12 protein-coding genes are annotated in these 22,217 nt (G+C 59.7%); 2 read left to right on the forward strand and 10 right to left on the reverse strand.

Translation table 11 applies throughout. From position 1 onward, the window contains the following. Positions 1–20 precede the first annotated feature (20 nt). From GY33_RS0102520 to GY33_RS0102565, 10 genes are all read right to left on the reverse strand, one after another. On the reverse strand, positions 21–503 hold the full coding sequence (locus GY33_RS0102520) for a chemotaxis protein CheW (RefSeq protein ID WP_031385823.1): 483 nt from the start codon (positions 501–503) through the stop codon (positions 21–23). A 105-nt stretch (positions 504–608) separates the two neighbouring features. After that, a complete protein-coding gene (locus GY33_RS0102525) occupies positions 609–992 on the reverse strand; it encodes a response regulator (RefSeq protein WP_031385824.1) in 384 nt (127 codons plus the stop codon). Between the two features lie 274 nt (positions 993–1,266). Continuing rightward, the gene (locus GY33_RS0102530) at positions 1,267–2,682 is read right to left on the reverse strand and encodes a sigma-54-dependent transcriptional regulator (RefSeq protein ID WP_031385825.1); all 1,416 of its coding nucleotides are present in this window, start codon (positions 2,680–2,682) and stop codon (positions 1,267–1,269) included. A gap of 36 nt (positions 2,683–2,718) precedes the next feature. Next, positions 2,719–5,034: a PAS domain S-box protein gene (locus GY33_RS19585; protein ID WP_051822212.1), complete on the reverse strand. Its 2,316-nt coding sequence runs from the start codon at positions 5,032–5,034 to the stop codon at positions 2,719–2,721. Between the two features lie 58 nt (positions 5,035–5,092). Then, the gene (locus GY33_RS19590) at positions 5,093–7,537 is read right to left on the reverse strand and encodes a cache domain-containing protein (protein WP_051822213.1); all 2,445 of its coding nucleotides are present in this window, start codon (positions 7,535–7,537) and stop codon (positions 5,093–5,095) included. A 233-nt stretch (positions 7,538–7,770) separates the two neighbouring features. Then, positions 7,771–10,017, reverse strand: coding sequence for a sensor histidine kinase (locus GY33_RS19595; protein ID WP_051822214.1), 2,247 nt, complete (start codon positions 10,015–10,017; stop codon positions 7,771–7,773). A 226-nt stretch (positions 10,018–10,243) separates the two neighbouring features. Next, complete coding sequence (locus GY33_RS21200; protein WP_153304576.1) at positions 10,244–10,396, reverse strand: hypothetical protein; 153 nt, start codon at positions 10,394–10,396, stop codon at positions 10,244–10,246. Continuing rightward, a complete protein-coding gene (locus GY33_RS18915; protein WP_161788433.1) occupies positions 10,393–13,713 on the reverse strand; it encodes a response regulator in 3,321 nt (1,106 codons plus the stop codon). Before GY33_RS18915 ends, GY33_RS21200 begins: the two co-directional genes overlap by 4 nt. A gap of 356 nt (positions 13,714–14,069) precedes the next feature. Continuing rightward, complete coding sequence (locus GY33_RS0102560) at positions 14,070–17,219, reverse strand: efflux RND transporter permease subunit (protein WP_051822216.1); 3,150 nt, start codon at positions 17,217–17,219, stop codon at positions 14,070–14,072. Continuing rightward, entirely contained in the window at positions 17,216–18,310 is a 1,095-nt protein-coding gene (locus tag GY33_RS0102565) for an efflux RND transporter periplasmic adaptor subunit (protein WP_051822217.1), read from the reverse strand. The genes GY33_RS0102560 and GY33_RS0102565 overlap by 4 nt, the downstream gene beginning before the upstream one ends. A gap of 285 nt (positions 18,311–18,595) precedes the next feature. Between GY33_RS0102565 and GY33_RS0102570 the strand changes: the two genes are divergently transcribed. Both GY33_RS0102570 and GY33_RS0102575 read left to right on the forward strand, forming a co-directional pair. After that, a complete protein-coding gene (locus tag GY33_RS0102570; RefSeq protein WP_031385832.1) occupies positions 18,596–20,371 on the forward strand; it encodes a hypothetical protein in 1,776 nt (591 codons plus the stop codon). Positions 20,372–20,378: 7 nt separating this feature from the next. After that, positions 20,379–22,214, forward strand: coding sequence for an autotransporter assembly complex protein TamA (locus GY33_RS0102575; RefSeq protein WP_051822218.1), 1,836 nt, complete (start codon positions 20,379–20,381; stop codon positions 22,212–22,214). Positions 22,215–22,217: the final 3 nt, after the last annotated feature.

Genomic DNA, 22,217 nt, shown 5'->3' on the forward strand with positions numbered 1-22,217 from the left:
ATCATGAATAACATGTGCGACTACATACCTGACAGCATGCCCTGTTCGCCCTTGCTCAACAGACTGTCCAGATCCAGCAGGATCAACAGCCGATCCGCCAGCTTACCCACCCCCCGGATATATTCGGATTCGATCCCGGAGATGATCGGTGGTGGCGGCTCCACCGTGTCGGCCGGAATACGCAGCACCTCGGACACCGAATCCACCACGAAGCCGATGATGACGGAATTGATTTCGATGACGATGATCCGGGTATGCTTGTCGTGATCCTGGGCGGCCATGCCGAAACGTGTCCGCAGATCAATAATCGGAATGACCTTGCCCCGCAGATTGATCACGCCTTCCACGAAATCCGGGGCCTTGGGCACACGGGTGATGCCCATCATCCGGATGATCTCCTGAACCTTGAGGATCTCCACCCCGAACTCCTCCTCGCCAATGTGAAACGTGACCAATTGCAGCAGATTGCTGTCCTTTTTTTGGTCCGATTCGTGTATTTGCATGCCCCCCTCCTATCTCGTTGTACTTTTTAACTTCTCTATCAAAAAATTTGGCCGTTTCCACGTTCATGCTCAGCCAGGCTACGCTCCTCATCGAGAAAAGAATCCTCAACACTCCGCCAGGGCGGGACGGATCGCGGATATCAACTGTTCGCCGTCAAACGGCTTGTGGATAACGCCGCAGACCCCAATTTCCTGAAGCCGCGATATGGTCTCCCTGTCGCCGTATCCGGTCATGACCAGGATCTTGACCGGTTCTTCGGACTGTTTGAGGATTTTGATCAGTTCCAAACCATCCATGCCGGGCATCTTGATGTCGGTGACGACCAAGTCGACTCTCTGAGCCTGCTCCAGGGCCTCCTCCATAACTCGCAAAGCTTCCACGCCATTATCCGCTTCCAACACCTGAAGTCCGTGATGCTTGAGAATCAGCGCCAAAGTGAAACGAACCCTGGGCTCATCATCAACGATGAGAATAAGCTTACCGTCCATGACCCTTCATGAGCACAAGACGTGCCACGGACATATATTAGCGTAAAAATATGGAATAAAAGATAATATCAGGAATACAGAGAGAAGAAGGCCAACCAGAAGTGTCAACCCTGGTTGGCAAAAGGGAGTGTTTGGGTCGGCAGGGTCTATACTGGCGCGCCATGCAACCAAGGTTGACGCTCGAGAAATACGTCAACCTTGGCTTACAGGCCAAAATTGAAGGGATGACGACAATACTCACAGTGCCTGGATGGTCCGCGGCACTTAGGTAGTGTCAGCATTTCCGCTGCGCTTTCTTGAGCCGCTTGTTCATGGCTTGCCGGGAAATGCCGAGCATTGCCGCTGCCTTGGATTGATTGCCGTTGGTCGTCAGCAGGGCCTGCTCCACCAGCATGTCGCCGGCTTGTTCCAGGGTGGGAAGGGGTTCGGGGTATCGCCATGGCACGGAGCGGCAGTCGGGATTTCGTTGCGCCGTGACCGTGCCGACCAGGCCGATCCCCGTGAGGTCGGAGATCTTTTTTTCCAGGACCGCCATGCCGCCTCCGGCCATGGCCGCGAAGACGAGCGAGCGGAGTTCCCGGACATTGCCTGGAAAGCCATACGACGCCAACAGTCCCGCGACACGAGGGGACAGCGGTTCCCGGCTCACGTTCAACTCGGAACAGGCCTCGGCCAGGAAGAACTCGGCCAGGAGTGAGATGTCGCCTCTCCGCTCCCGCAGAGGCGGAAGGTGGATGTGGTAGGTGTTGATCCTGTACAGCAAATCCTCCCGAAATCGCCCCTGTTGATGAGCCGCTTCCAGGTCCCGGTTGGTGGCGGCGATGATTCTGGCCGTACAGGTCTTGGGCGTGTCCGATCCCAGAGGATAATATACGCGGTCCTGGATGAGCTTGAGCAGTTTGACCTGAGAAGCCGGGGTCAGGTCGCCGATTTCATCCAGAAACAACGAGCCGCCCTCAGCTTGTTCCACAAGCCCTTTGCGGGCTTCGCGGGCATCGGTGAACGCCCCCTTGACGTGCCCGAACAGCGTGTCCGCGAAGACATTGTCGTCCAGGCCTGCCGCGTTGAGACCGACGAACCGGCCCTTCCGCCCGCTGGCTTCGTGCAGGGCCACGGCCAGCAAATCTTTGCCGGTCCCGGTTTCCCCGGTGACGAGCACGGGGGCGGACAGGGCGGCGAGGACCTCCACGGAGCTGAATATCGCCCGCATCCGCGAATCCTGGGTAATGATCCGTCGAAAAATATCCGGCTGGTCCAGATCGCCCGTGAGCAATTTTCGTCTCAACCTGAAATTCTGTTCCAGCACCGAGGCATGGCTCATGGCCCGGCGCACCGTGGTCACCAGCCTGTCCGCGTCCACGGGCTTGACCAGATAGTCGAACGCCCCGGCCCGGATGCACCGCACCGCCGTATCCGCCTCGTTGATCCCGGTGACCACCACCACCTGCACCAGCGGACTGTATTCCCGAACCCGTTTCAGGACTTCCTCCCCGGGCATGCCCGGCATGGAAAGATCCAGCAAAAGCACCCCGCTTTCCCGCTCTGAAAAAAGGTCCAGGATTTCTCGGCCGTCATGAAACATCCGGACGTCTTCGAAGCCGAATGACTTGAGCGTCAAAAAAAAGCTCCGCGTTAGAGCCTGTTCATCGTCAAGGATGTAGACGGGAAGGTGCTGCGTGGAATCAGGCATGATCGTCCTTGCGCATGGGTAAAGTCGGGAACCGTGCTACTCCGGGACGCTCAGAAACACAGTGACTACCGTGCCTTGTCCCGGGCTGGATTCAAACTGGATATCGCCCCCATGGTCCTGGATGATCGCGGAGCTGATGGACAATCCCAAGCCGGTCCCTCCGGTTTTATGCCGCGTGCTGTAAAACGGATCGAGGATTCGATTCATGTCTTCGGGCCGAACCCCCTCGCCCTGGTCCGTGATCCGCACGGCCACGGCCGCGCGATCCGGGACATGGAACGTCTCCAGGGCAATGGATTGGTGCTTGTCGGTCAAGGCCTGGCAGGCATTAAGCAACAGGTTGACCACGACCTGCTCCAGCTTGTGGTGGTCCCCCCGGATCAGCGGCGTCTCTGGCATGAGCGTTACGCTGAAGTTTTCCGTATACCTGGAGACGGTCTTCCCGATCAAAACCAGGGCCGACTCGACCACCTCGTTGATATTCACCCGGCCCGCCATGTTCAACGGCGACTGTCGGGCATAATCCTTCAATTCCGTGACAATCTTGGCAATGCGCCTGCTTCCTTCATTGATCCCGGAATACAGTTCCTGGACATGCTCGCGCATCTCGCCAAAGGGAATTCCCACCAGTTTGAACTCCGGGTTCTTTCGCCAATACGCTTCCAGTATCGACGACACGTCCTTCCAGACCCGCTCCAGAATGGGCGCGTTGAGCATGATCAGGTTGTTGGGATTGTTGATCTCATGGGCCACCCCGGCCACAAGGGTGCCCAAGGCGGTCATTTTGGAAGCCTGAACCAGTTGCTCGCGCTGTTCCTCTTTGGCGATCTCCAACAGCCTTTTCTCGGTTATGTCCTGAATCATGCCGATAATCGTCGCGGCCTCGCCGCCATCATCGACCTCCACGTCCCCAAGGACCCTGACCCATTTCCGTTGGCCTTGAACAACGACTCGCAGTTCAAAATCAAATGCCTGGGGAGACCGCAATAGCTTGTCCCGGGTCATGACCGTAAACGAGCGATCATCTTCATGGATGATTCCCAGGACGTCGTCAAAAAGCAGCTCTCCCTCTCCGTCCATGCCGATAATGCTGAACGCTTCCTCCGACCCCGTGAAAACATCGCGAACCGGATCGTATTTCCAGCTGCCCATGCGAGCCAGTCGCTCCGCTGCTTTCAGGTCGGCGTTGCTTTTCAGGAGCGCCGCCTCGGCCTTCTTTCGCTCAGTGACGTCCCGAGAACTGAAGATAAGTTCCTTGGGGTTGCCTTGATCGTCAAAAATAAAGCCTCCCACCGTCTCAAGCCAGAGATGGCTCCCGTCGGCCAGCAGATACCTCAGCTCGACCTTTCGCGCGCCGTCCTTGACGGCCAGGAAGTCCTCAAAGGCCGCCATGATCTTCGCCTTGTCCTCCGGGTGGACGAACTCCATGATGTTCCTGCCTACTCGGGAATCCACGTCATGCCCCAAAAGACTCGTGGACTTGCTGAGAAACAAGATATTTCCCTCCAAGTCGGTGAGGGTCACCATGTCGAGCATGTTGTCCGTGATCTTCTCCAGAAGACGGGTCTGCTCCTCCAAAGCTTCCTGGGATCTTCTGAGGTCCGTGACATCCCGGACAATGGCCAGAAAACACTCGCCACAGCCGGTCATTCGGCTTTCATACCGCTTGGTCTCGCCGTTGACGACGAGTTCATATCCGTAGGAAACGCACGCCCCCGTCTCAGCGACTTGATCGATATGCCGCTGGGTCATTTCAGCGATATCCGGGCCGAGGACATCCCGCACATTGCGCCCGAGAAACATGCCCGGCGCCATCAGAAGACCGCCGCCTGGCGCATGATGATCCAAAAACTCTCCACTCCGACTGAAGAGGAACATCAAATCCGGCAGGGCGTTGAGCAAAGCCTTGCCTCTGTCTTCGCTCTCCCGCAGTTTCTGATGATCCAGCCTGGCCTCGGTAATGTCCGTGGTGAACCCCTGGTAAAAAGCGATCTCTCCAGCCTCGTCCCGCACAGCCCGCGCATTCACGGACACCCAAAAAATGGAGCCGTCCCGGTGTCGCCGCCGAGTCTCATGGTTCCAGACCAGGCCGTATTCTTCCAGAATCCGCTTGAATTCCTCCCTATCCGCCGGATCGACGTACACTTGACCGGGAATATCCTGAATCGATTCCAAAAACTCGAGGGGAGTCGCGTAGCCGAACATTCCGGCCAAGGCGGTATTGACGGAAAGGTACGTTCCTTCGGGCGTGGAGGTGAAGATGCCGATGGGGGCGTGGTCAAAGAAGTCTTGGTCGTTGAAGCCGAGCACGTCGCCAGCGTCGGTGCGACTTTGGGGGCATGTAGGGAACATGATCAGTACTCCTCGAAGATTCGCCTGCCATCTGGATGAGTCCGGGACGGTGCCTCCCTCATTCCTTTCCCAACGCCCCCCGTACCGCGGCCTCCAGCTCCTTCAACTGATACGGCTTGCCGATGAAGCCCACTGCCCCGGATTTCAGGCTTTCCCTGGCTTGGCCGTTGGCCGAATAGCCGCTGGAGATGAGCACCCGGACGGCCGGGTCGAGGCGGAGCAGTTCCTGGAGGCATTTGTGGCCGCCCATGCCGGGCATGTTCAGGTCCAGCAGGACCAGGTCGATGGTTTGGCCGTGCTCCTGGTAGATGGCCAGGGCTTCTTCCCCATTGGCCGCGTGAAGCACGACATAGCCGAAGTCTTCCAAGGCCTCCTGAGTCAGCTCCCGGATTGTCGACTCGTCGTCCACCACCAGGACGGTTCTGGCGTCGTTCACACCGTCCATGTTGGTCTTGAGCGAGGCCTTGGGTTGGAGGGGTTCATCCAGTCCTGCCTCGAAGGAATCGGCTGCCGGCAGATAAACCCGGAACGTCGTGCCTTGGCCGGGTTCGCTGTAACAGTGGATGAGGCCGCCATGGCTCTTGACGACGCCGTAGACCGAGGCCAGCCCCAGGCCGGTGCCCTGTCCCACTTCCTTGGTGGTGAAGAAGGGGTCGAAAGCCTGCTTGAGCGTTGCCTCGTCCATGCCGCACCCCGTGTCGGTGACGGTCAGGAGCACGTGACGCCCAACGGTCGCTCCGGGATGGCCGCCGACAAAATTCGCGTCCAGGTCCACATTACTGGTTTCGATGATCAACCGGCCCCCGTCGGGCATGGCGTCCACGGCATTGTTGGCCAGGTTGAGCAGGACCTGTTCCACCTGCACCGGATCGCCGGATATCGGACGAACCGCCGGATCGAGGCGCAATTCCAAGGCGATCATCTTGGGAATGGTCCGCTCCAGCATCTGGGCCGCCTCGCGCACTTCCTGGTTCAGATCCACCGGCTCCTTGCCGGATTCAACCTTCCGGCTGAACAGCAGAAGTTGCTGGACCAGCCTGGCCGCCCGGTCCAGGGACGTGGTGACGGATTTCAACCGGGCCGCTCCCTGGGGATCGATGGATGGATTTCGGGCCAGCAATTCGATATTGCCGCGCATCACATGGAGCAGATTGTTGAAGTCATGGGCCACCCCCCCGGCCAGAATGCCCACGGACTCCATCTTCTGGGCCTGAAGCAATTGGGCCTGAATCTTGGCATTCTGGGCCAGAACCATGTTTGATTTCGCGCCGATCTCCCGCAACTCGGCAATGCGCAGCGCGTCCAGATCCACCGGTGCATTCTCGCCGCTCTCGCCCCGGGAGACGATCAGGTTCAGTTCACGGGAGAACCAGGCGGCCATGCGTTGGCTGACCACCAGCACCAGCATCGCCGTAATGCCGAGAGCGATTCCGGCGATGAGGATATTGACGATCAGACGTTGCTGCATGCTCGCCTGCACTTCGGCCAGCCGCGCTTCGATATCCTCAAAGTACACGCCCGCTCCCATGACCCAGCCCCAGCCGTCCACTGACCGGACAAAGCTGAGCTTTTTGGCCGGTGCGCCGGTGCGCGGATCAATGGTAGCCACATACTCCAGGAACCCGCCGCCGGGCTGTCGGCCGACGCGATCCAGCTCCTGCACCAATTTCATGCCGGACGCATCCAGGAGTTCCCAGCGGTTCCGGCCGATCACCTCCTCGTTGATATGGTTCAGGCAGACCCCGTGCCGGTCGTGATTGAAGATGTATCCCGCCTCGCCGAAGCGAACGGCGGCAATGCGCCTGATCATGGCCTCCTGGGTTTGGGCTTCGACATCCTCCACGTATTCTCCCACGCCGATCACCCAGTTGTACGGCTCGAACAACTGAAGATAGGCGATTTTCTTCCGACCCAGTTCCCGGTGGTAGCGCTCGTCGATCTCGGGTTTGCTCCAGTAGTAGTCGACAAACCCGCCCCGCGAATCGGACAAAGCCGCGGAAACGAAACTCTGGATCAGCAATTGCCCCTGGCTGTCCACGAGATCGGTGTCGTCCCCCCCGATGGACCCTTCCCGAAAAGGATGGGCCACGAGAATATGATCCGTGTCATGAATCCAATAGTAGCCGCGGCCATTAAAAAAGCGCAACGGCATCAAGGCGTCGATGATCAGCTGCCTGACCTCGGCCTCGTCGCGCGCCCCGCTTTCCCGGGCATGGATCGCCGTGGCGATGTCAATGGCCACGCGGACCTTTTCGAGAATATTTCGCTTCAGCCGATCCTCAACTTCGGCCTGATGAAAGGCGATTTCATCAACCAGTTGCTCGACGATGGCCCGGACCTCGGCCTTGCGCAGGGCGACATGGTCCTCGTGGATGCGCTGCATCGTCTCAAGCTGATACTGGTGCTCACGCTTAATCCAGACATAGCCCACGACCGCGCCGGAGAGCAGCAGGATGGCGACGACCACGACCTGAAAAACTTTTTTGTAGCTGTATGTTTTCATGTGAGTATGGACCTCATGTCTTGGACATGTTCGTCTTCACGGATTGCGAAGCGTCAACGATTCAGCGGTTGCGGAGGGTTCACGGTTGAACCGCGGGATTGTCGAAAGATAGTGCATTTGGCGCTGTACCGCCGGGCGAAAGATTTTTCGCCCCTACGGATTGATGGATTTGCGGTGTCCTATGCATCGGATGAGGCTTGAATCATTATATTTTGATCTTTTCTCCAGATGACTCACCGGCTCTTCGGCACCTTGAAGGGCAGAACCACATGCACCGTGGTTCCCTGGTCGACCATGCTTTCAACATGGATATTCCCGTTCATCAGCTCCACCAACCGGCGCACGATGGCCAACCCCAGCCCCGCGCCCTGATACGAACGGGTGTAGGAGCCGTCCGCCTGAACAAAAGGCTTAAACAGATCCACCAGCTTCTCGTTCGGAATACCGATACCCGTGTCCGAGACCGAAAACATTAACCTTATATCGCCCCCTTTGGCCGCAGAGAGAGGCGTCAGCCGGAGCTGCACGGAGCCGCTGTCCGTGAATTTCAAGGCATTGCCCACAAGGTTGAACAACACCTGCCGACACCGGGCCTCGTCACCGATCAGCTTGGCGGGGATTACCGGGTCGATGTCGCACAGCAGCTCAAGCCCCTTGTCCCTGGCCATGACCGTAAACAAATCCGTGACCGACTGGCCAAGCTCGCTGACTTCGAATTCGGCTTCATGCAGTTCCATCATTCCCGCCTCGACCCGGGAGAGGTCCAGGATGTCCGAGAGCAGGCGTGTCAATCGGTTGGCCGAAGTGACGGTCAGTTGGACGTACTTGCTTTGATCGGGATCCAGGTCCGTGGTTTTCAGAAGCTGCATCATGCCCAAAATCCCGTTCAGCGGGGTGCGGATTTCGTGGGACATATTGGCCAGGAACGCGGACTTGGCCTGGTTGGCGACCTCGGCCTGCTCCTTGGCCAGGAACAGAGCCTGTTCAGCTTGCTTGCGGTTGGTGATGTCTATTCCTGTGGTTAAAAAGGCTTTTCTTTCTCCGAAGGAGAGGATTGTGGAGGAAAAGTCCAAAATTCTCGATCGTCCGTCTTTTGTGATGATCTTCAGTTCATAGTTATTAGGGGCGTTGCCGCCGCGCTCTCGTTTCGCCGCATGCACTAATACCTCGTGGCGCATATCGGGGTGCACTAATTCAATGGGTTTCAGAGCCTCAGACTCTTCCTTGCCGTAGCCGGTGACCTGTTCCCATTCGTTGTTCACGTACAGAAAGGACCCGCCTTTAGAATCGGCAACAATGGCAATCATGATCCGGGCGGAATCTGCCAGGCGACGAAATTTTTCCTCGCTCTCCCGCAGCCGTTCCTCACCCTTTCTACGGACCACCAACACCCCCACCAGCGCGGCGATGCACACGCCCAAAAAGGCGATCACCGCCGTCACGGGCCAGATCAGTGCCTTGTGTCGGGCATAGAAGGTCTCGGGCAGGTTGGTCAACACGGCTTCGGCGGGCAGGTCCGCGGTCTTTACGCCGAAGCGTCGCATCTGCTGATAATCGAACATAAGCACGTTGGGGCTCTCCATGACCACCGGAAGGTAGTCCGGGTGCTGGCCCGAGAGAATTCGAATCGCCAACTCCCCGGCAGCGCGGCCCTGCTCCCGCGCACTGACCAGAAATCCACCCAAGGCGCCCTGCCCCATGTCAAAATCCCAAAAAGACAGCACTGGAGCCGAAGACTCCCGTGAAATAATGTGCATGCTTTCCGTCACCGAAAGAAAGCCGCCTCGCTCATCCAGGAAATTGTTCAACCGTAGAACAAGGCTGTCCCTGGGCAAGGACCGCAGCACCTTCGTGGCCTCACGGGCAGACAGATTAAACAATTCTTCCATGGCCACCCGAGGGGCGAACCGTTCCACCTCCGCCCTGTACCGCTCCAGGTTGGCCCGTCCCATGGGCGAATGGTCATCCACCATGGCAAAAACCTGACTGGTTCCGGGAAAGAGCCGCAGCCCCAACTCCAGGTTCCGGGCAATACTGATTTCCTCATTGACTCCGGTGATATTGAACTGACCGGCAATGCGCTCCGGGGTAAAGCTGTTGATCCCGGTGAAGACCACGGGTACGCGGGGGAACAACTCGTCGCGGACCCGGATGAGAAAATCCAGGGCCTCGTCATCCGAGACAATGACCAGATCCTGGGGTTTTCTCCGATACTTATGCCCGAGAAAGCAGCTCACCCACTGTTGATACTTCTCGCCCGCGTTGCGGCGCATATCCAGATGCTCGATGGTCAGGTTCACATGCGCCAAGCCCCCCAACACATCCCGAACACCCTGGACAATACCGTCGTTCCAGGCATCTCCATGATGGTAGGAGGTGACCATCAACACCTGCTTGTGCTGTGCGGCGGCCTGGACTGTCGGCGGCATCGCCAACCAGCAGCAGATCGCCACAAGAACGCCGTTAAAGACACGGATCATAACCAGCCTCCTCGCAACAACCATTGCCCTCTCACCACGAGACCATCTCTAAGAACCATACTAAGTATGGCCTACAATCCACAAGGTTATGCCATCAGTTCAGAATATCAAACAGCCACAACGGCAGAACGCGACCATACCCGACCTCCCGGCCGTCCGTGAAAATTTCGCCCATGCGATTTCCCGCGTTAATCCGGATTGGACGCACACATAGGTGCGCCCCTACCTAGAATTTCTCAAACTCATCATCCGCCCCTATATCCAGGCCCGAACCGCCTTGGTCCTGCTTCCTCGCCGGAACGACCTTGCGAGAGGGAACCAGGAGGTTGCCGGGTTGGGGCTTGCGTTGCCGTTGTTTTTTCAGTCCTGATATTGTCACGACGAGCCAATCGCCTCTTGCATTCGCGCTAACTGATCCTCCAACTCGCCCATCCGCTCCCGGACCGCCTCCAGATTCCCGGCCTTAGCCGCGTGTTCCATTGCCTCGGCCAGGGCTCGCAAGGTTTCCGCGCCGATATTGGCGGCTATGCCCTTGAGGGTATGGGCCTGCACGTGGGCGGCTTGGACGTCGGCGGCGTCCAGGGCCGCCTGAAGTTCCCGGATGTGCCGGGGCACGGTTTCCAGGGACAGGCTCAGGACTCGATTGAACAGACCTTCATCACCCATGACGCGCTCCATGAGCGCGACACGGTCGAACAACGGCGAAGCCTCTTCATCCCCAATCCGCGCCTCAATCTTCACCTCCCGATCGCCCCGACCTTCCCCATCCTGCCTTCCGTCTCCCGGCTCCCGACTCCCGTCTCTTCCCAGCCACCTTTCCAGCACCCGAGCAAGGTCATCCGGATTCACCGGCTTGGCCACGAAATCATCCATCCCGGCCTCGAAACACTGCTCCCGATCCTCCGGCATGGCCCCGGCGGTCATGGCGATGATCGGCGTTCGCCGAGAGGGATGAGGGATGAGACCTGAGACCGGGGGGGCGGAAATTTGTCCTCTGCCTTTCGCCCCCTGACTTCTGACTCCTGACTCCTGAATTCTAATCCTTTTCGTCGCCTCCAAGCCATCCATCTCCGGCATCATCACGTCCATGAGCACGAGGTCGTAGGACAGGGATTGCAAAGCATGGAGGGCTTCGAGGCCGTTGGAAACGGTATCGGCATGAAGGCCGAATTTCTTGAGCATGCCCAGGGCCACCTGTTGATTCACGGGGTTGTCCTCGGCCACGAGGACCCGACCGGTGAAGCGCGGACAGGCTGCCTGGCGGCGCTGATTTTCCCGTGCCAGGTGGCGGGTGATGATCGGTTTGGAGGGGGAACGCTCTCCCGTGTCGGCCATGACCAGGGCCAGGGTGTCGTACATCTCGGACTGACGCACGGGTTTGTTCAGGTAGGCGGCAAAGCCCAGGTCCGCGAACAGGCGGGCATCACCGGGACGTCCCAGAGACGTGAGCATGACCAGAGGGATGGTCCGAAAGCGTGGATCGGCCTTGAGCAACCGCCCCAGACTCCCTCCGTCCATGCCCGGCATCTGAAAGTCCACAATGGCCAGATCGTACGGATCGGCCCGGTCATGGGCCTCGCCCGCGGCCCGCAGGGCTTCTTCCCCGCCCTCGACCGCCTGGGGCCGCATCCCCCAGGCCGTAAACTGCTTCATAAGGATTTCCCGGTTGGTAGCATTGTCGTCCACCACGAGAACACGCAGCCCCGTCAGACTTTCCACGGCCTGAGGCAGAGCCCCGTCCGTCGCCTCCTGAACAGTAAATCGGGCCGTGAACCAGAACTCCGAACCTTCACCCGGCATGCTGTTCACCCCTACTTCACCGTCCATCATCTCCACCAGTTGTCTGGAAATGGCCAACCCCAGCCCGGTCCCCCCGAACTTCCTGGTAATGGACGCATCCACTTGGCTGAACTTGTCGAAAAGGAGATCGATCTTGTCCTCGGGAATGCCGATCCCGGTGTCCCGGACCGTGAAACGCAGCTTCACGGTTCGAGGGCCACGGTCCATGGTCAGGTCCGTGGCATCGTCGGAATATGCTGCAACAGACGCAACAGCCGGTGGGCGGCTGCCGGTCGCCCCTACGCCACCTTCCGGCACTCCACCTGCCGCTTGATCAGTTCCCGCATACCCGCATCCCGGCATTCCGGCATTTCCTTCCACCCTTTCAACCATCACCACCACCTCCCCCATCTCCGTAAATTTCACCGCATTCCCAATCAGGTTCGTCAGTATCTGACGTAGTCGTCCTGGGTCGCCGAGAAGGAGGGTGGGAGCGTCGGGATGGGTGGTGGAGATGAATTCCAGGCCTTTCTCGTGAGCACGCAAAGCCATGACGGAAGCGATGTCGTCCATCAGGTTTTCCAAGTCGAAGTCCAGCATTTCCATGCTGACCCGCCCGGCCTCGATCTTGGAATAATCCAGGATGTCGTTGATGAGGCTCAGAAGAGCCGCGCCGCTGATCTGGATGGTTTCGGTGTAACGGCGCTGCTCTTCCGTCAGCTCCGTATCCAAAAGGAGGTCGGTCATGCCGATCACGCCGTTCATCGGAGTGCGGATTTCGTGGCTCATATTAGCCAGGAACTCGCTCTTAGCCCGAGTGGCCGCCTCCGCCTTGATCAGGGCCGCGTCCAGTTCCCGGTTCTTCAGTTCCATCTCATCGACGATCTGAAGCAACTTTTCCTCGGCCTGCTTGCGGGCAATGACTTCCCAAGTCACGTCGGCCAAAAATATCAAGGCGTCCAAATCCTCCCGGATGTAGTCCACGGGCTTGTTGCCCACGCCCATGATGGCCACCACCGCACCATGGCGCATCACGGGAACGACCATTTCCCGAACCACCTCGGCATGGCCGTCCGGCAACCCCTTTTTCCGCGGCAGGGAGGCGTAGTCGTTGTGGATCACCCCTTTACGTTCCCGGACGCAGTCCACCCAAACCCCGGCCCGATCGATGTCGTAGTGCAGACCTTGGCCAGGCGATTTGCAAAAACGTTCACTGGTCGCAGTGGACCATTGCTGCAAAGCCAGGGTCTTCTGATCCGGTTCCACGAAATGGAGGAAGCTGATGGAGCTGTTCAGAAACCGTTCAACTTCGTCCAGGGCCTTGACCATTAATTCGGCCAATGAGTGATCGGAAGAAGAGGATACCAGCCTGAGCCGGATTTCCGTCTGCTGTTCGATGCGTTTTCGCTGGGTGATGTCCTCCTTGACCGCGACGTAATGGGTGGTCCGCCCCTGCTCATCGCTGATAGGGGAGATAGAGGCGGATTCCCAATACACATCTCCGTTTTTCATGATGTTCTTGAACTCTCCACGCCATTCCTTGCCCGAGGCGAGAGTCGTCCACATTTCCTTGTAGTCCTCTGGTTTCTTGTCCGAAGACTTCAACACCCTTGGATTCTGGCCGATCACCTCGTCAAAGGCATAGCCCGTGACCTTGGTGAAAGCCGGATTGACGTACTCTATCGTGCCCTGCAAATCTGTCAGGACGATGCTGACCGGGCTTTGCTCCACGGCCCTGGACAGCATGCGAAGCCGCGTATCCGAACCGCGCAACAACCGTCGGCCGATCCCCAAGCCCGCCAAACCCAGAACGCCCAGCAACAGATGCGCCAGGACCAGCGCGACATGGCCGCCTTGCAACCAGTTCCAAGCCAGGGACGCCGACACCACGACGATCCAGATCGTCGCGGTCACCATTGTCCGTCGTTTCGCGGTCCAAGAAAAAATCATCGCTTGTGGACTCATGACGCTGTTCCTTGATCGATTGAATAGGCTTTCACAGACGGATTAAGGGGGATTGGAAAGTCGCCCCCGCGGACGAACGTCGGCGAAAAAGAAAGGCGCCGACATGGTCCGCGCCGAGAGAGGAGGATGGAGAGAAAGAGGAGGGCATAGCGGGCCTGTTCATTGTTTGAAGTGGCCAACCCGATCGAGAAGATCGGAAAACGACCATGCCATGCCAAAAAAAGTTATGCAATCATATTGAAAGTTGGACGCTCTACACCCGCTCCGAAAGACACTGGACACACTGAGCGTAACGTGCGCCGCCTACGTCACGCCGTTTCCTGGTCCTTCCCTCCATACAACCCCTGGGCCGTTCCAGGTAGACTTTTGGACAGGGAACAAAGCACCGGAACCACGATCAACGTCAACAGCGTGGCCACGGCCAGGCCGAAGACCACGGCCACGGCCATGGGGCCCCACCACTGGGCCGATTCGCCGCCGATGCTCCATGCCAGGCTCTTGAAGTCGAAGCTGATGCCGGTGGCCATGGGCATCAGGCCGAGAATGGTGGTGACGGCGGTGAGCATCACCGGGCGGAAACGGACCAGTCCGGCCCGGAGCAGGGCTTCGGTGCGCTCCATGCCCCGAGCCAGAAGCTGCATGTAGTAGTCGATGAGCACGATGGCGTTGTTCACAACCACCCCGGCCAGACTGATCACCCCGATTCCGGTCATGATGATCCCAAAGGCCGTGCCCGTGACCAGCAACCCGAAGAACACGCCGATCAGGGAGAAGAGCACCGAGGCCAGAATGATCAGCCCGGGGATGATGGAATTGAACTGGGTGATCAGGATCAGGAAGATCAGGAAGATCACCGCGATAAATGCCTTGCTCAGGAAGTCCTGGGCCTTGGCCTGCTCCTCCTGCTCGCCGGTGAACTGGTAGGAATACCCCCGGGGCCATTCAAAACCGGCCAGAAGCCGCTGGATGTCCTCCAGGACGTCGTTGGCCAGCCTCCCGGAAACCGAAGCTGAAACCGTGACCACCCGGCGCTGGTTCAGACGCATGATGTCCCCCACACCGCTGCCCAGTTCCACCTCGGCCACGCTGGTCAAGGGAATAGGCTCTCCCAAAGGCCCGGAAACCGTCAATCGCTTCAGGGATTCCAGGGAATCCCTGGCTTCTTCGGGCAACCGAGCCGTGATGTCGTATTCGTCCCGGTCGTCGCGCAAGACTCCCACCCGCACTCCGCCGATGGCCGCCTTGACCGTATAGGCGATGGTGTAGGCGTCCAGACCCAGCAGGGCCGCTTTTTCCTTGTCGATATTGATCCGGATCTCCGGCTTGCCCTGGACGAAATTGTCCTTCAGGTCCACCAGCCCGGGCACGTCCCGAATGGCTCGTCGAACCTGGGCCGCCAGTTCGCCAAGAACCCGGATGTCCCGCCCGGAAATCTCCATGTTCACCGGAGGCCCCGTGGGCGGACCGCCCTCTTCCTTTTCCACCTGGACCTCGGCCCCGACAATGGTCGTCAAAAGGCGTTCGCGAATTTCGTCCAGGGTTTTGGTGGAGGACTGAGAGCGGTCGTGAAAGTCCACGAAGTCCAGGGCCACCCGGCTCAGATGGGTTCCCGGCCCGCCCGCGGCGAACGGATCGCCTCCGGCGGAGCCGATGTTCCCGATCACGAACTTGATGTCCGGGTATTCCATGACGATGTCTTCCACCTGAGCCACCAGCCGGTCCGAGGCGTCCAGGCTGGTGCCTTCCGGAGCGCGGATATGCACGTAGGCCCGGTTCGGGTCGGTCTCCGGAAAGAACTCCACCCCCTTGCCCCAGGCTCCGAAACCGACCATAGCCGCGACCAGCATCAACACGGCGGTTCCCAGAACCACCAGCCGATGACGTAGCGACCAAGTCAAAAGACCAAGATAGAGCCGCTTGATCCAGGGCTCGCGGACCTCTTCCTGGTCAGGGTTTTTCGCATCCTCGCTTTGTCGCGGCTTGGGCGTTTTGACGACCTGGTACCGGGCCGAAAGCACCGGATTGACCACAAGGGCCACGAACAAGGACGCCGAGAGGACCATGATCAGGGTCTTGGGCAGGAACATCATGAACTCGCCCACGATCCCGGGCCAGAACAGCAGCGGGATGAACGCGGACAGAGTGGTCAGGGTGGCTGTGATCACCGGCCAGGCCACCTGGTCCGTGCCGATCCGGGCCGCGACCTCCCGAGGCCGACCCTGCTGCATGTGACGGTAGATGTTCTCCACCACGACGATGCCGTTGTCCACGAGCATGCCCAGAGCCAAAATCAGGGAAAAGAGCACCACCATGTTCAGGGTGATCCCGAATCCGGAAAGCAGGGCGAAGCCGATGAACATGGAGTAGGGAATGGCCAGGGCCACGAACACGGCCGAGCGCCCGCCGATGAACAGCACGATCACGCCGAGCACCAGAATCAAGCCGGAAAGAATGTTGTTTTCCAGCTCGGAGACCATGAACCGAACATCCTCGGACATGTCCGAGGTGATGTCCAGGATCAGATCCGGCGGCAGATCCGGACGGAGCCTGTCCACCATGGCCCGGACCTCGTCGCAAATCCGGACGATGTTCTCCCCGCTGCGCTTTTGCACCGAAAGGGTCACGCTGGGCCGACCGTTGATCCGACTGCGGGTCAGGGGATCTTTATGGGTGTCCTCGATCCGGGCCACGTCGCGCAGATACACGGGGCGTCCGTCACGGACAAAAGCCACTATGGAAAAGATCTCCGAGGGATGCTTGAAGTCCTCGGGCACCCGCACCAGGTAACGGGTTTCGCCGATGTCCATGCTCCCGCCGGGCATGTTCACGTTACTCTGGGTCACGGCCTGGATCATGCTGGAAAAGGGCACGTTGTAGGCCCGGATGCGGTCCAGGTCGAACTCCACCCGGATTTCCCGCTCCAGCCCGCCGCTTTCCAGAACGTTGAGCACCCCGGGGATGGTCTCGATCTCGTCCTTGAGGTCCTCGGCCCAGGTCTTCAGCCGGGCCAGGGAGTACGGGCCGGAGAGAACCACCCGGATCACCGGGATGTCCGAGAAGTTGACCTCCTCCACCACCGGGTCGTCCTCCAGATCCGAGGGCAGGTCCGCCTTGGCCTGGTCCACCTTGACCCGGACCTTCTGCAAGGCGTCGTCGATGTCCACCGAAGGGATGAACTTCACCGCCACCGTGGACAACCCCTCGGCCGAACTGGCCCGAATCTCCTCCACCCCGGCCAGCCCCTTGAGCTTGCGCTCAATGGGCATGGTGATCAGCGTCTCCATGTCCTCCGGGGCCACGCCTTCATAGGTCGTGGTCACGAACACGTACGGGATGGTGATATCCGGGAAGGCTTCCCGTGGAAGAGTCAGATAGGAATACACGCCGATGATCACCAGGAACACCAGCAAAGTCAGGACCGTGGCCTGGCGGCGCAAGGCCCATTTGTTGACGATCATCGCACCACCACCGCCGTCCCCTCATCCACTTCGCGGTGCCCGGCCACGATCAGGCGGTCGCCGGGGTACAGGCCGCGGGTGATCTGAATGCGGTCGCGTTCGATGACCCCGATCTCCACTTGGCGCGCCCGAGCCAGGCCGTCTTCTTCCACGTAGACGAGGCGTTCTCCGCCCCGGTCGATCAGGGCGGACAGGGGGATGGCCAGGGCGTCCGGGATGGTCCGGCGCTGAAAGAGCACCCGGGCGATCATCCCGGGCCGGATTTTGCCCTCGGGGTTGTCCATGACCACCTGGGTACGGAAGGTCTTGGTGGCCGGGTCGCCCCGGAAGGCGATGAAGTCGATGACGCCTTGAAACTCCTGGCCCTGAAAAGCGTCCACCATCACCAGCACGGGCTGGCCCACCTCCAGAAAGCGGACGTCCATTTCCGGAACCTGGACCTGGACCTTGATCTTGTCGATGTTCACCAACTCGATGATTGTCTGGCCGCGATCCACGAACTCCCCGGCCTCAATCAGCATGTTGTTCACTCTGCAGGGACCGGGCGCGCGGACAATGCCCCGGTCATATTCAATCTCAGCCTGGCGCAGGGCCTCCCTGGCCTGGACCCTCTGGCTGCGAACCTGATCCAACTCCTCCTCGGAGATGATCTCGTCCTGAAAAAGCCGTTCCCGACGTCGCAACTGTTCGTCGGAAAGGTCAAAAGCCGACCGGGCACGGGCCATGTCGGCCCCCAAGGCCGTCACTTCGATCTGGGCCAAAACCTGTCCGGTTTGAACGCGATCCCCTTCGCGCACGGACAGATTCTCCACCCTGCCCGCGGTTTCCGCGGCCAGATTCACGCTCAGCCAGGGGTCCGCCGAGCCCGGCAGCACGACCACGTCCCGCATTTCTTGCGGCATAATCTCCTGAACCGTCACGTTCACCCGGCGCGTGACGACTGATTCCCTGGAGGTCTCTTGCGATGCTTCTCGAGGTTCCTGCCCGGAAGAGGAGGAACAACCGAAGAGTGGCGACAGGCCGGCCAGGATCAGCAGAGCCGGCAGAATCAACCGGTAGAATGAAAATAAGAAACGCATCGTCTTTTGCATATGCTAAGCCCCCGCCTCGGGGGAAGGGATGGAAGGATGGGAGGATGGAGGTGGTTGCAAGGAAAGTTTTGATGGGATAGGAAATAAGGATATTGAATGCCGCGTCAACTGCCCTGATCGACTTGGTTTACCTACTCCCTTCCATGACCATGTTCAAGCCTTTTTCTCCGCGCGGACGCCGTGTGGTCGGCACGCCGAACATCAACAAACGCAAATAAACTTCGCAACATAACTGACACCGGAACGGCTTCACGCCGCTCCGGCGAAAATGTCCTGGAGAGATGCATGCGCGCCTTCACCGCACATTTTTTACTTTTCCGACCACTCTTGGCCTCGGCTCTGGCCCTGCTATTCGCCTTGACCTTTGTCTGCGCTGCACCAGGCGTCTCGTTCGCCCAGCAAGAGCCCGCTCCAACGCCCGGCCTTCCAGCGACGCCCCCCCCGGGCTCGACTCAGAACCTGGAAGAACGGCTGGACGCCGTTCGATCCCAACTGGCCAATATCGCCCAGTCCATCCAGGATCGCCGCAGACATCTGGACGATCTGCGCCGCCACATGACCGAAGCCCAGACCGCCTCGGAACGCGCCGAGATGGAAGCGGAAATCGAAGAGCTGGAGCGTTTGATCCAGGCCTCCAGGACCACCTTCGAGTCCGTGGCCACCGGTGGCGTGGACAGTTCCATCTTCCGCGACCAACCGGAGCAACCCTTTGACTGGCAACAACAACTTTTCGAGGTCATTGAGCCTTTCCTCGACCAACTCAAGCAGTTCACGGAAACGCCGCGCAACATCGAACGGATCAACCGCGAAATAGCCCAGGATCAGGCCAGAGTGAACGTGGCCAATCGAGCCCTGGCCAACATCGCCAACGTCATCGCCGGAGTTCAGGACGAAGAGTTGCTCACTCGTTTGCAGGCTCTGGAAAAATCCTGGCTGCAGCGCAAGTCGGACCTGGAGCTGGAAATCAACCTGCAACAGCTCCAGCTTCAGGAACTGCGGGAGGAGCAAAGAACCTTCTGGGACATGCTCCACCAGGGCATGCTGTCCTTTGTCCAGGGCCGCGGCCTGATCCTGATCATGGCGGTCGTGGTCACCGCCGGGGTCTGGTTCCTGCTCCAGACCATGCCCAAGATCGTCCGCCGCAAAGAGGACAGCGAGGTCGTCCTGAAACGCAAGCCCCACGCCAAACTGATTACGGTGGGCTATCAGGCGCTCAGCATCATCCTCGCCCTGTGCGCCCTGCTTCTGGTGCTCTACGTTTCCGGAGACTGGCTGCTCCTGGGCTTGGCCATGATCATTCTCGTCCTGGTCGCGGTCGGTTCCAGAACCTATCTGCCCAAGTTCATGACCGAGGTCCGGATGCTGCTGGACATGGGGCCGGTCCGGGAAGGGGAGCGGATTTTCCTGAACGGAATTCCCTGGGAGGTCAAAAACCTGAACATGTACTCGACGTTGTACAATCCGGAGCTGCAGGGCGGCGTGCTGCGCGTGCCCCTGGGCGATCTGGCCAACCAAATATCCCGCCCGGACGACCCGGAGGAACCCTGGTTCCCGACACGCAAGGACGAATACGTGATGCTTTCCGACGGCACTTTCGGTCAGGTACTGCTCCAGACGCCGGAGGTGGTTCAGATCAAGCACGTCGGGTCCGTGCGCACCTTTTCCACGAGTTCTTTCCTAGGAGCCTCGCCGCGCAACCTGACCCGCGACGGCTTCGGCTTCGCCGTGACCTTCGGCATCGACTATCAGCATCAGGCCATCTGCCTGGAGGAAGTGCCGGAGATTTTCGAGGCCGCGGTGAAGGACGCCCTGAAAGCCTCGTTCAATGACGGCCTCGAATCCGTGCTGGTGGACTTCAAGGAAGCCGGAGCCTCGTCCCTGGACTACCTGATTTACGTGATGATGAACGGCAAGGCGGCCGGGTCCTACTGGGCCGTGGGCCGGATCATCCAGCAGTCCTGCGTCCGGGTCTGCAACGAACGTGGCTGGATCATCCCCTTCACGCAACTCACCGTGCATCAGGGAGACGGCTTTGAGGCCCTGCGCACCGCTCGGTCATAGTCGTCGATTGTCGCGATTTCTCGTTTTCGCCCTGGTCCTGGCCGGCCTGGTCGTCACGATCAGTCCGGCCCAGGCCCAGTTCGACAATCTGCGGGATCTTGTCCCGGACGCCTTGCACCAGACGTTGTTCGGCACGGATGCGTATCAAGTGGTCTTCGAAGGCGAACTGGACCCCGCCCTCCGGGACGTCCTGCGCTCGGTGTCCGAATCCCACGCCCTGCGCGAGCGCATACCGGCCACGGACCAGATGTTCCAGCGCCGGGCCCGGGCCGACATCCCCAACCTGCTTCGCGCCCTGCGCTCCGAAGGCTACTACGACGGACATGTAGAGGCCCATGTCGATCCGCAAGCCTCCCCGCCCCGGATTGTCTTTCATGTTCAGCCCGGGCCGGCCTACCTGCTGGAGGCCGTACATTTCCACGGCCCGGACTCCGAGAACGGATTCGGCTTTCCTCCTCCCGGCCCGACCACCGCGGGCCTTACCCTTGGCAGCCGGGCCAGGGCGCCCGAAATCCGCGGAGGCACGGACATGTTCCGCGAATTCCTCCGCGAAAACGGCCACCCCTTTCCCTGGGTCGCGCTCCGGGAAGCCCGGGTGGACCACGAATCCCGAACCCTTACCGTAACCTACACCTTCAACCCCGGTCCTTCGGCCAAGTTCGGGACGGTGAACGTGGAGGGCGAGGAACGGGTCTCTCCGCGCTACATCCTGGACAAGGTTCCCTGGTCCGAGAACCAGACGTTCCGCTCTTCCCAACTACACGGGCTGCGCGCCACCCTGATGCAGACAGGCCTGTTCACCATGGTGGACGTCTCCCATCCGGGATCGATCCCCGAGGCATCAAGGAACAACGAGCTGCCCGTCACCATTTCCGTGGTGGAGCGCGTTCCTCGGACCGTCAAGGCCGGCGTGGGGTATGAAACCGATACGGGACTGGGCACGGCCCTGGAGTGGGAACACCGCAACATCCTCGGCAGCGGCGAACAACTCCGCACCAGGCTCCATCTAGCCGAAAAAAGGCAAATGCTCGAAGGCGAGTTCAAGGTACCGGAATTTTCCGATCCGTCGCAATCCCTGACCATCCAGGGGAATATCGGCCAGGAAACAACCGACGCCCTGGAAAAGAAGGAAATCGCGGCCGGGGCCATGATCAACCGCCGACTGGATCGCTTTTGGTCCGTGGGCCTCGGAACGAATTTCCGGTATTCGGAAGTCACCCAGCTTGGAGAAACCGAGACCTACGGCCTGATCTCCACCCCAGGCGAACTAACCTGGGACATGCGCGACCACGTGCTCAACCCGACCAGAGGCTGGCGGATACAGCTCCGGGCTGAACCGTTTTTGGACACGCTGGAGTGGAACACGACCTTTTTCAAGCTCTCCGGCTCACTGAGCGCCTATCTGCCCATCCTGGCCGAAGACCGCCTGGTCCTGGCCGGACGAGGGGCCCTGGGGTCGATCACGGGTGAAGCCAACATGAACCTGCCCCCGGATCAACGCTTCTACGCCGGAGGTGGCGGTTCGGTCCGCGGCTACGCCTATCAATCCATCGGGCCGGAGGTGGACGGCAAGGTCGTCGGCGGCAAGAGCATGGTGGAAGTGGGTACTGAACTGCGGCTGCGGCTGGAGAACAATATCGGACTGGTGGCCTTTCTGGATGGGGGACAGGTGTTCAGCGAATCCGAACTGCAATTCCAGGACGATTTCCTCTGGGGCGCGGGCCTGGGGCTGCGCTACCACCTGGACTTCGGCCCCATCCGCCTGGACCTGGCCTTCCCGCTGAACCGCCGGGACAAAGACAGCGCATTTCAGGTCTATGTGAGTATTGGGCAGGCGTATTGAGCA

Source organism: Desulfonatronum thiodismutans, from assembly GCF_000717475.1.
GTDB classification, from domain to species: domain Bacteria; phylum Desulfobacterota; class Desulfovibrionia; order Desulfovibrionales; family Desulfonatronaceae; genus Desulfonatronum; species Desulfonatronum thiodismutans.

What these genes read in the sequence shown, in the direction of transcription:
- GY33_RS0102520 (WP_031385823.1), bottom strand. Translation starts at nt 503, where the DNA reads ATGCAAATACACGAATCGGACCAAAAAAAGGACAGCAATCTGCTGCAA.
- GY33_RS0102560 (WP_051822216.1), bottom strand. Translation starts at nt 17,219, where the DNA reads ATGATCGTCAACAAATGGGCCTTGCGCCGCCAGGCCACGGTCCTGACT.
- GY33_RS0102525 (WP_031385824.1), bottom strand. Translation starts at nt 992, where the DNA reads ATGGACGGTAAGCTTATTCTCATCGTTGATGATGAGCCCAGGGTTCGT.
- GY33_RS0102530 (WP_031385825.1), bottom strand. Translation starts at nt 2,682, where the DNA reads ATGCCTGATTCCACGCAGCACCTTCCCGTCTACATCCTTGACGATGAA.
- GY33_RS18915 (WP_161788433.1), bottom strand. Translation starts at nt 13,713, where the DNA reads ATGGTGACCGCGACGATCTGGATCGTCGTGGTGTCGGCGTCCCTGGCT.
- GY33_RS19595 (WP_051822214.1), bottom strand. Translation starts at nt 10,017, where the DNA reads ATGATCCGTGTCTTTAACGGCGTTCTTGTGGCGATCTGCTGCTGGTTG.
- GY33_RS0102570 (WP_031385832.1), top strand. Translation starts at nt 18,596, where the DNA reads ATGCGCGCCTTCACCGCACATTTTTTACTTTTCCGACCACTCTTGGCC.
- GY33_RS0102565 (WP_051822217.1), bottom strand. Translation starts at nt 18,310, where the DNA reads ATGCAAAAGACGATGCGTTTCTTATTTTCATTCTACCGGTTGATTCTG.
- GY33_RS19590 (WP_051822213.1), bottom strand. Translation starts at nt 7,537, where the DNA reads ATGAAAACATACAGCTACAAAAAAGTTTTTCAGGTCGTGGTCGTCGCC.
- GY33_RS19585 (WP_051822212.1), bottom strand. Translation starts at nt 5,034, where the DNA reads ATGTTCCCTACATGCCCCCAAAGTCGCACCGACGCTGGCGACGTGCTC.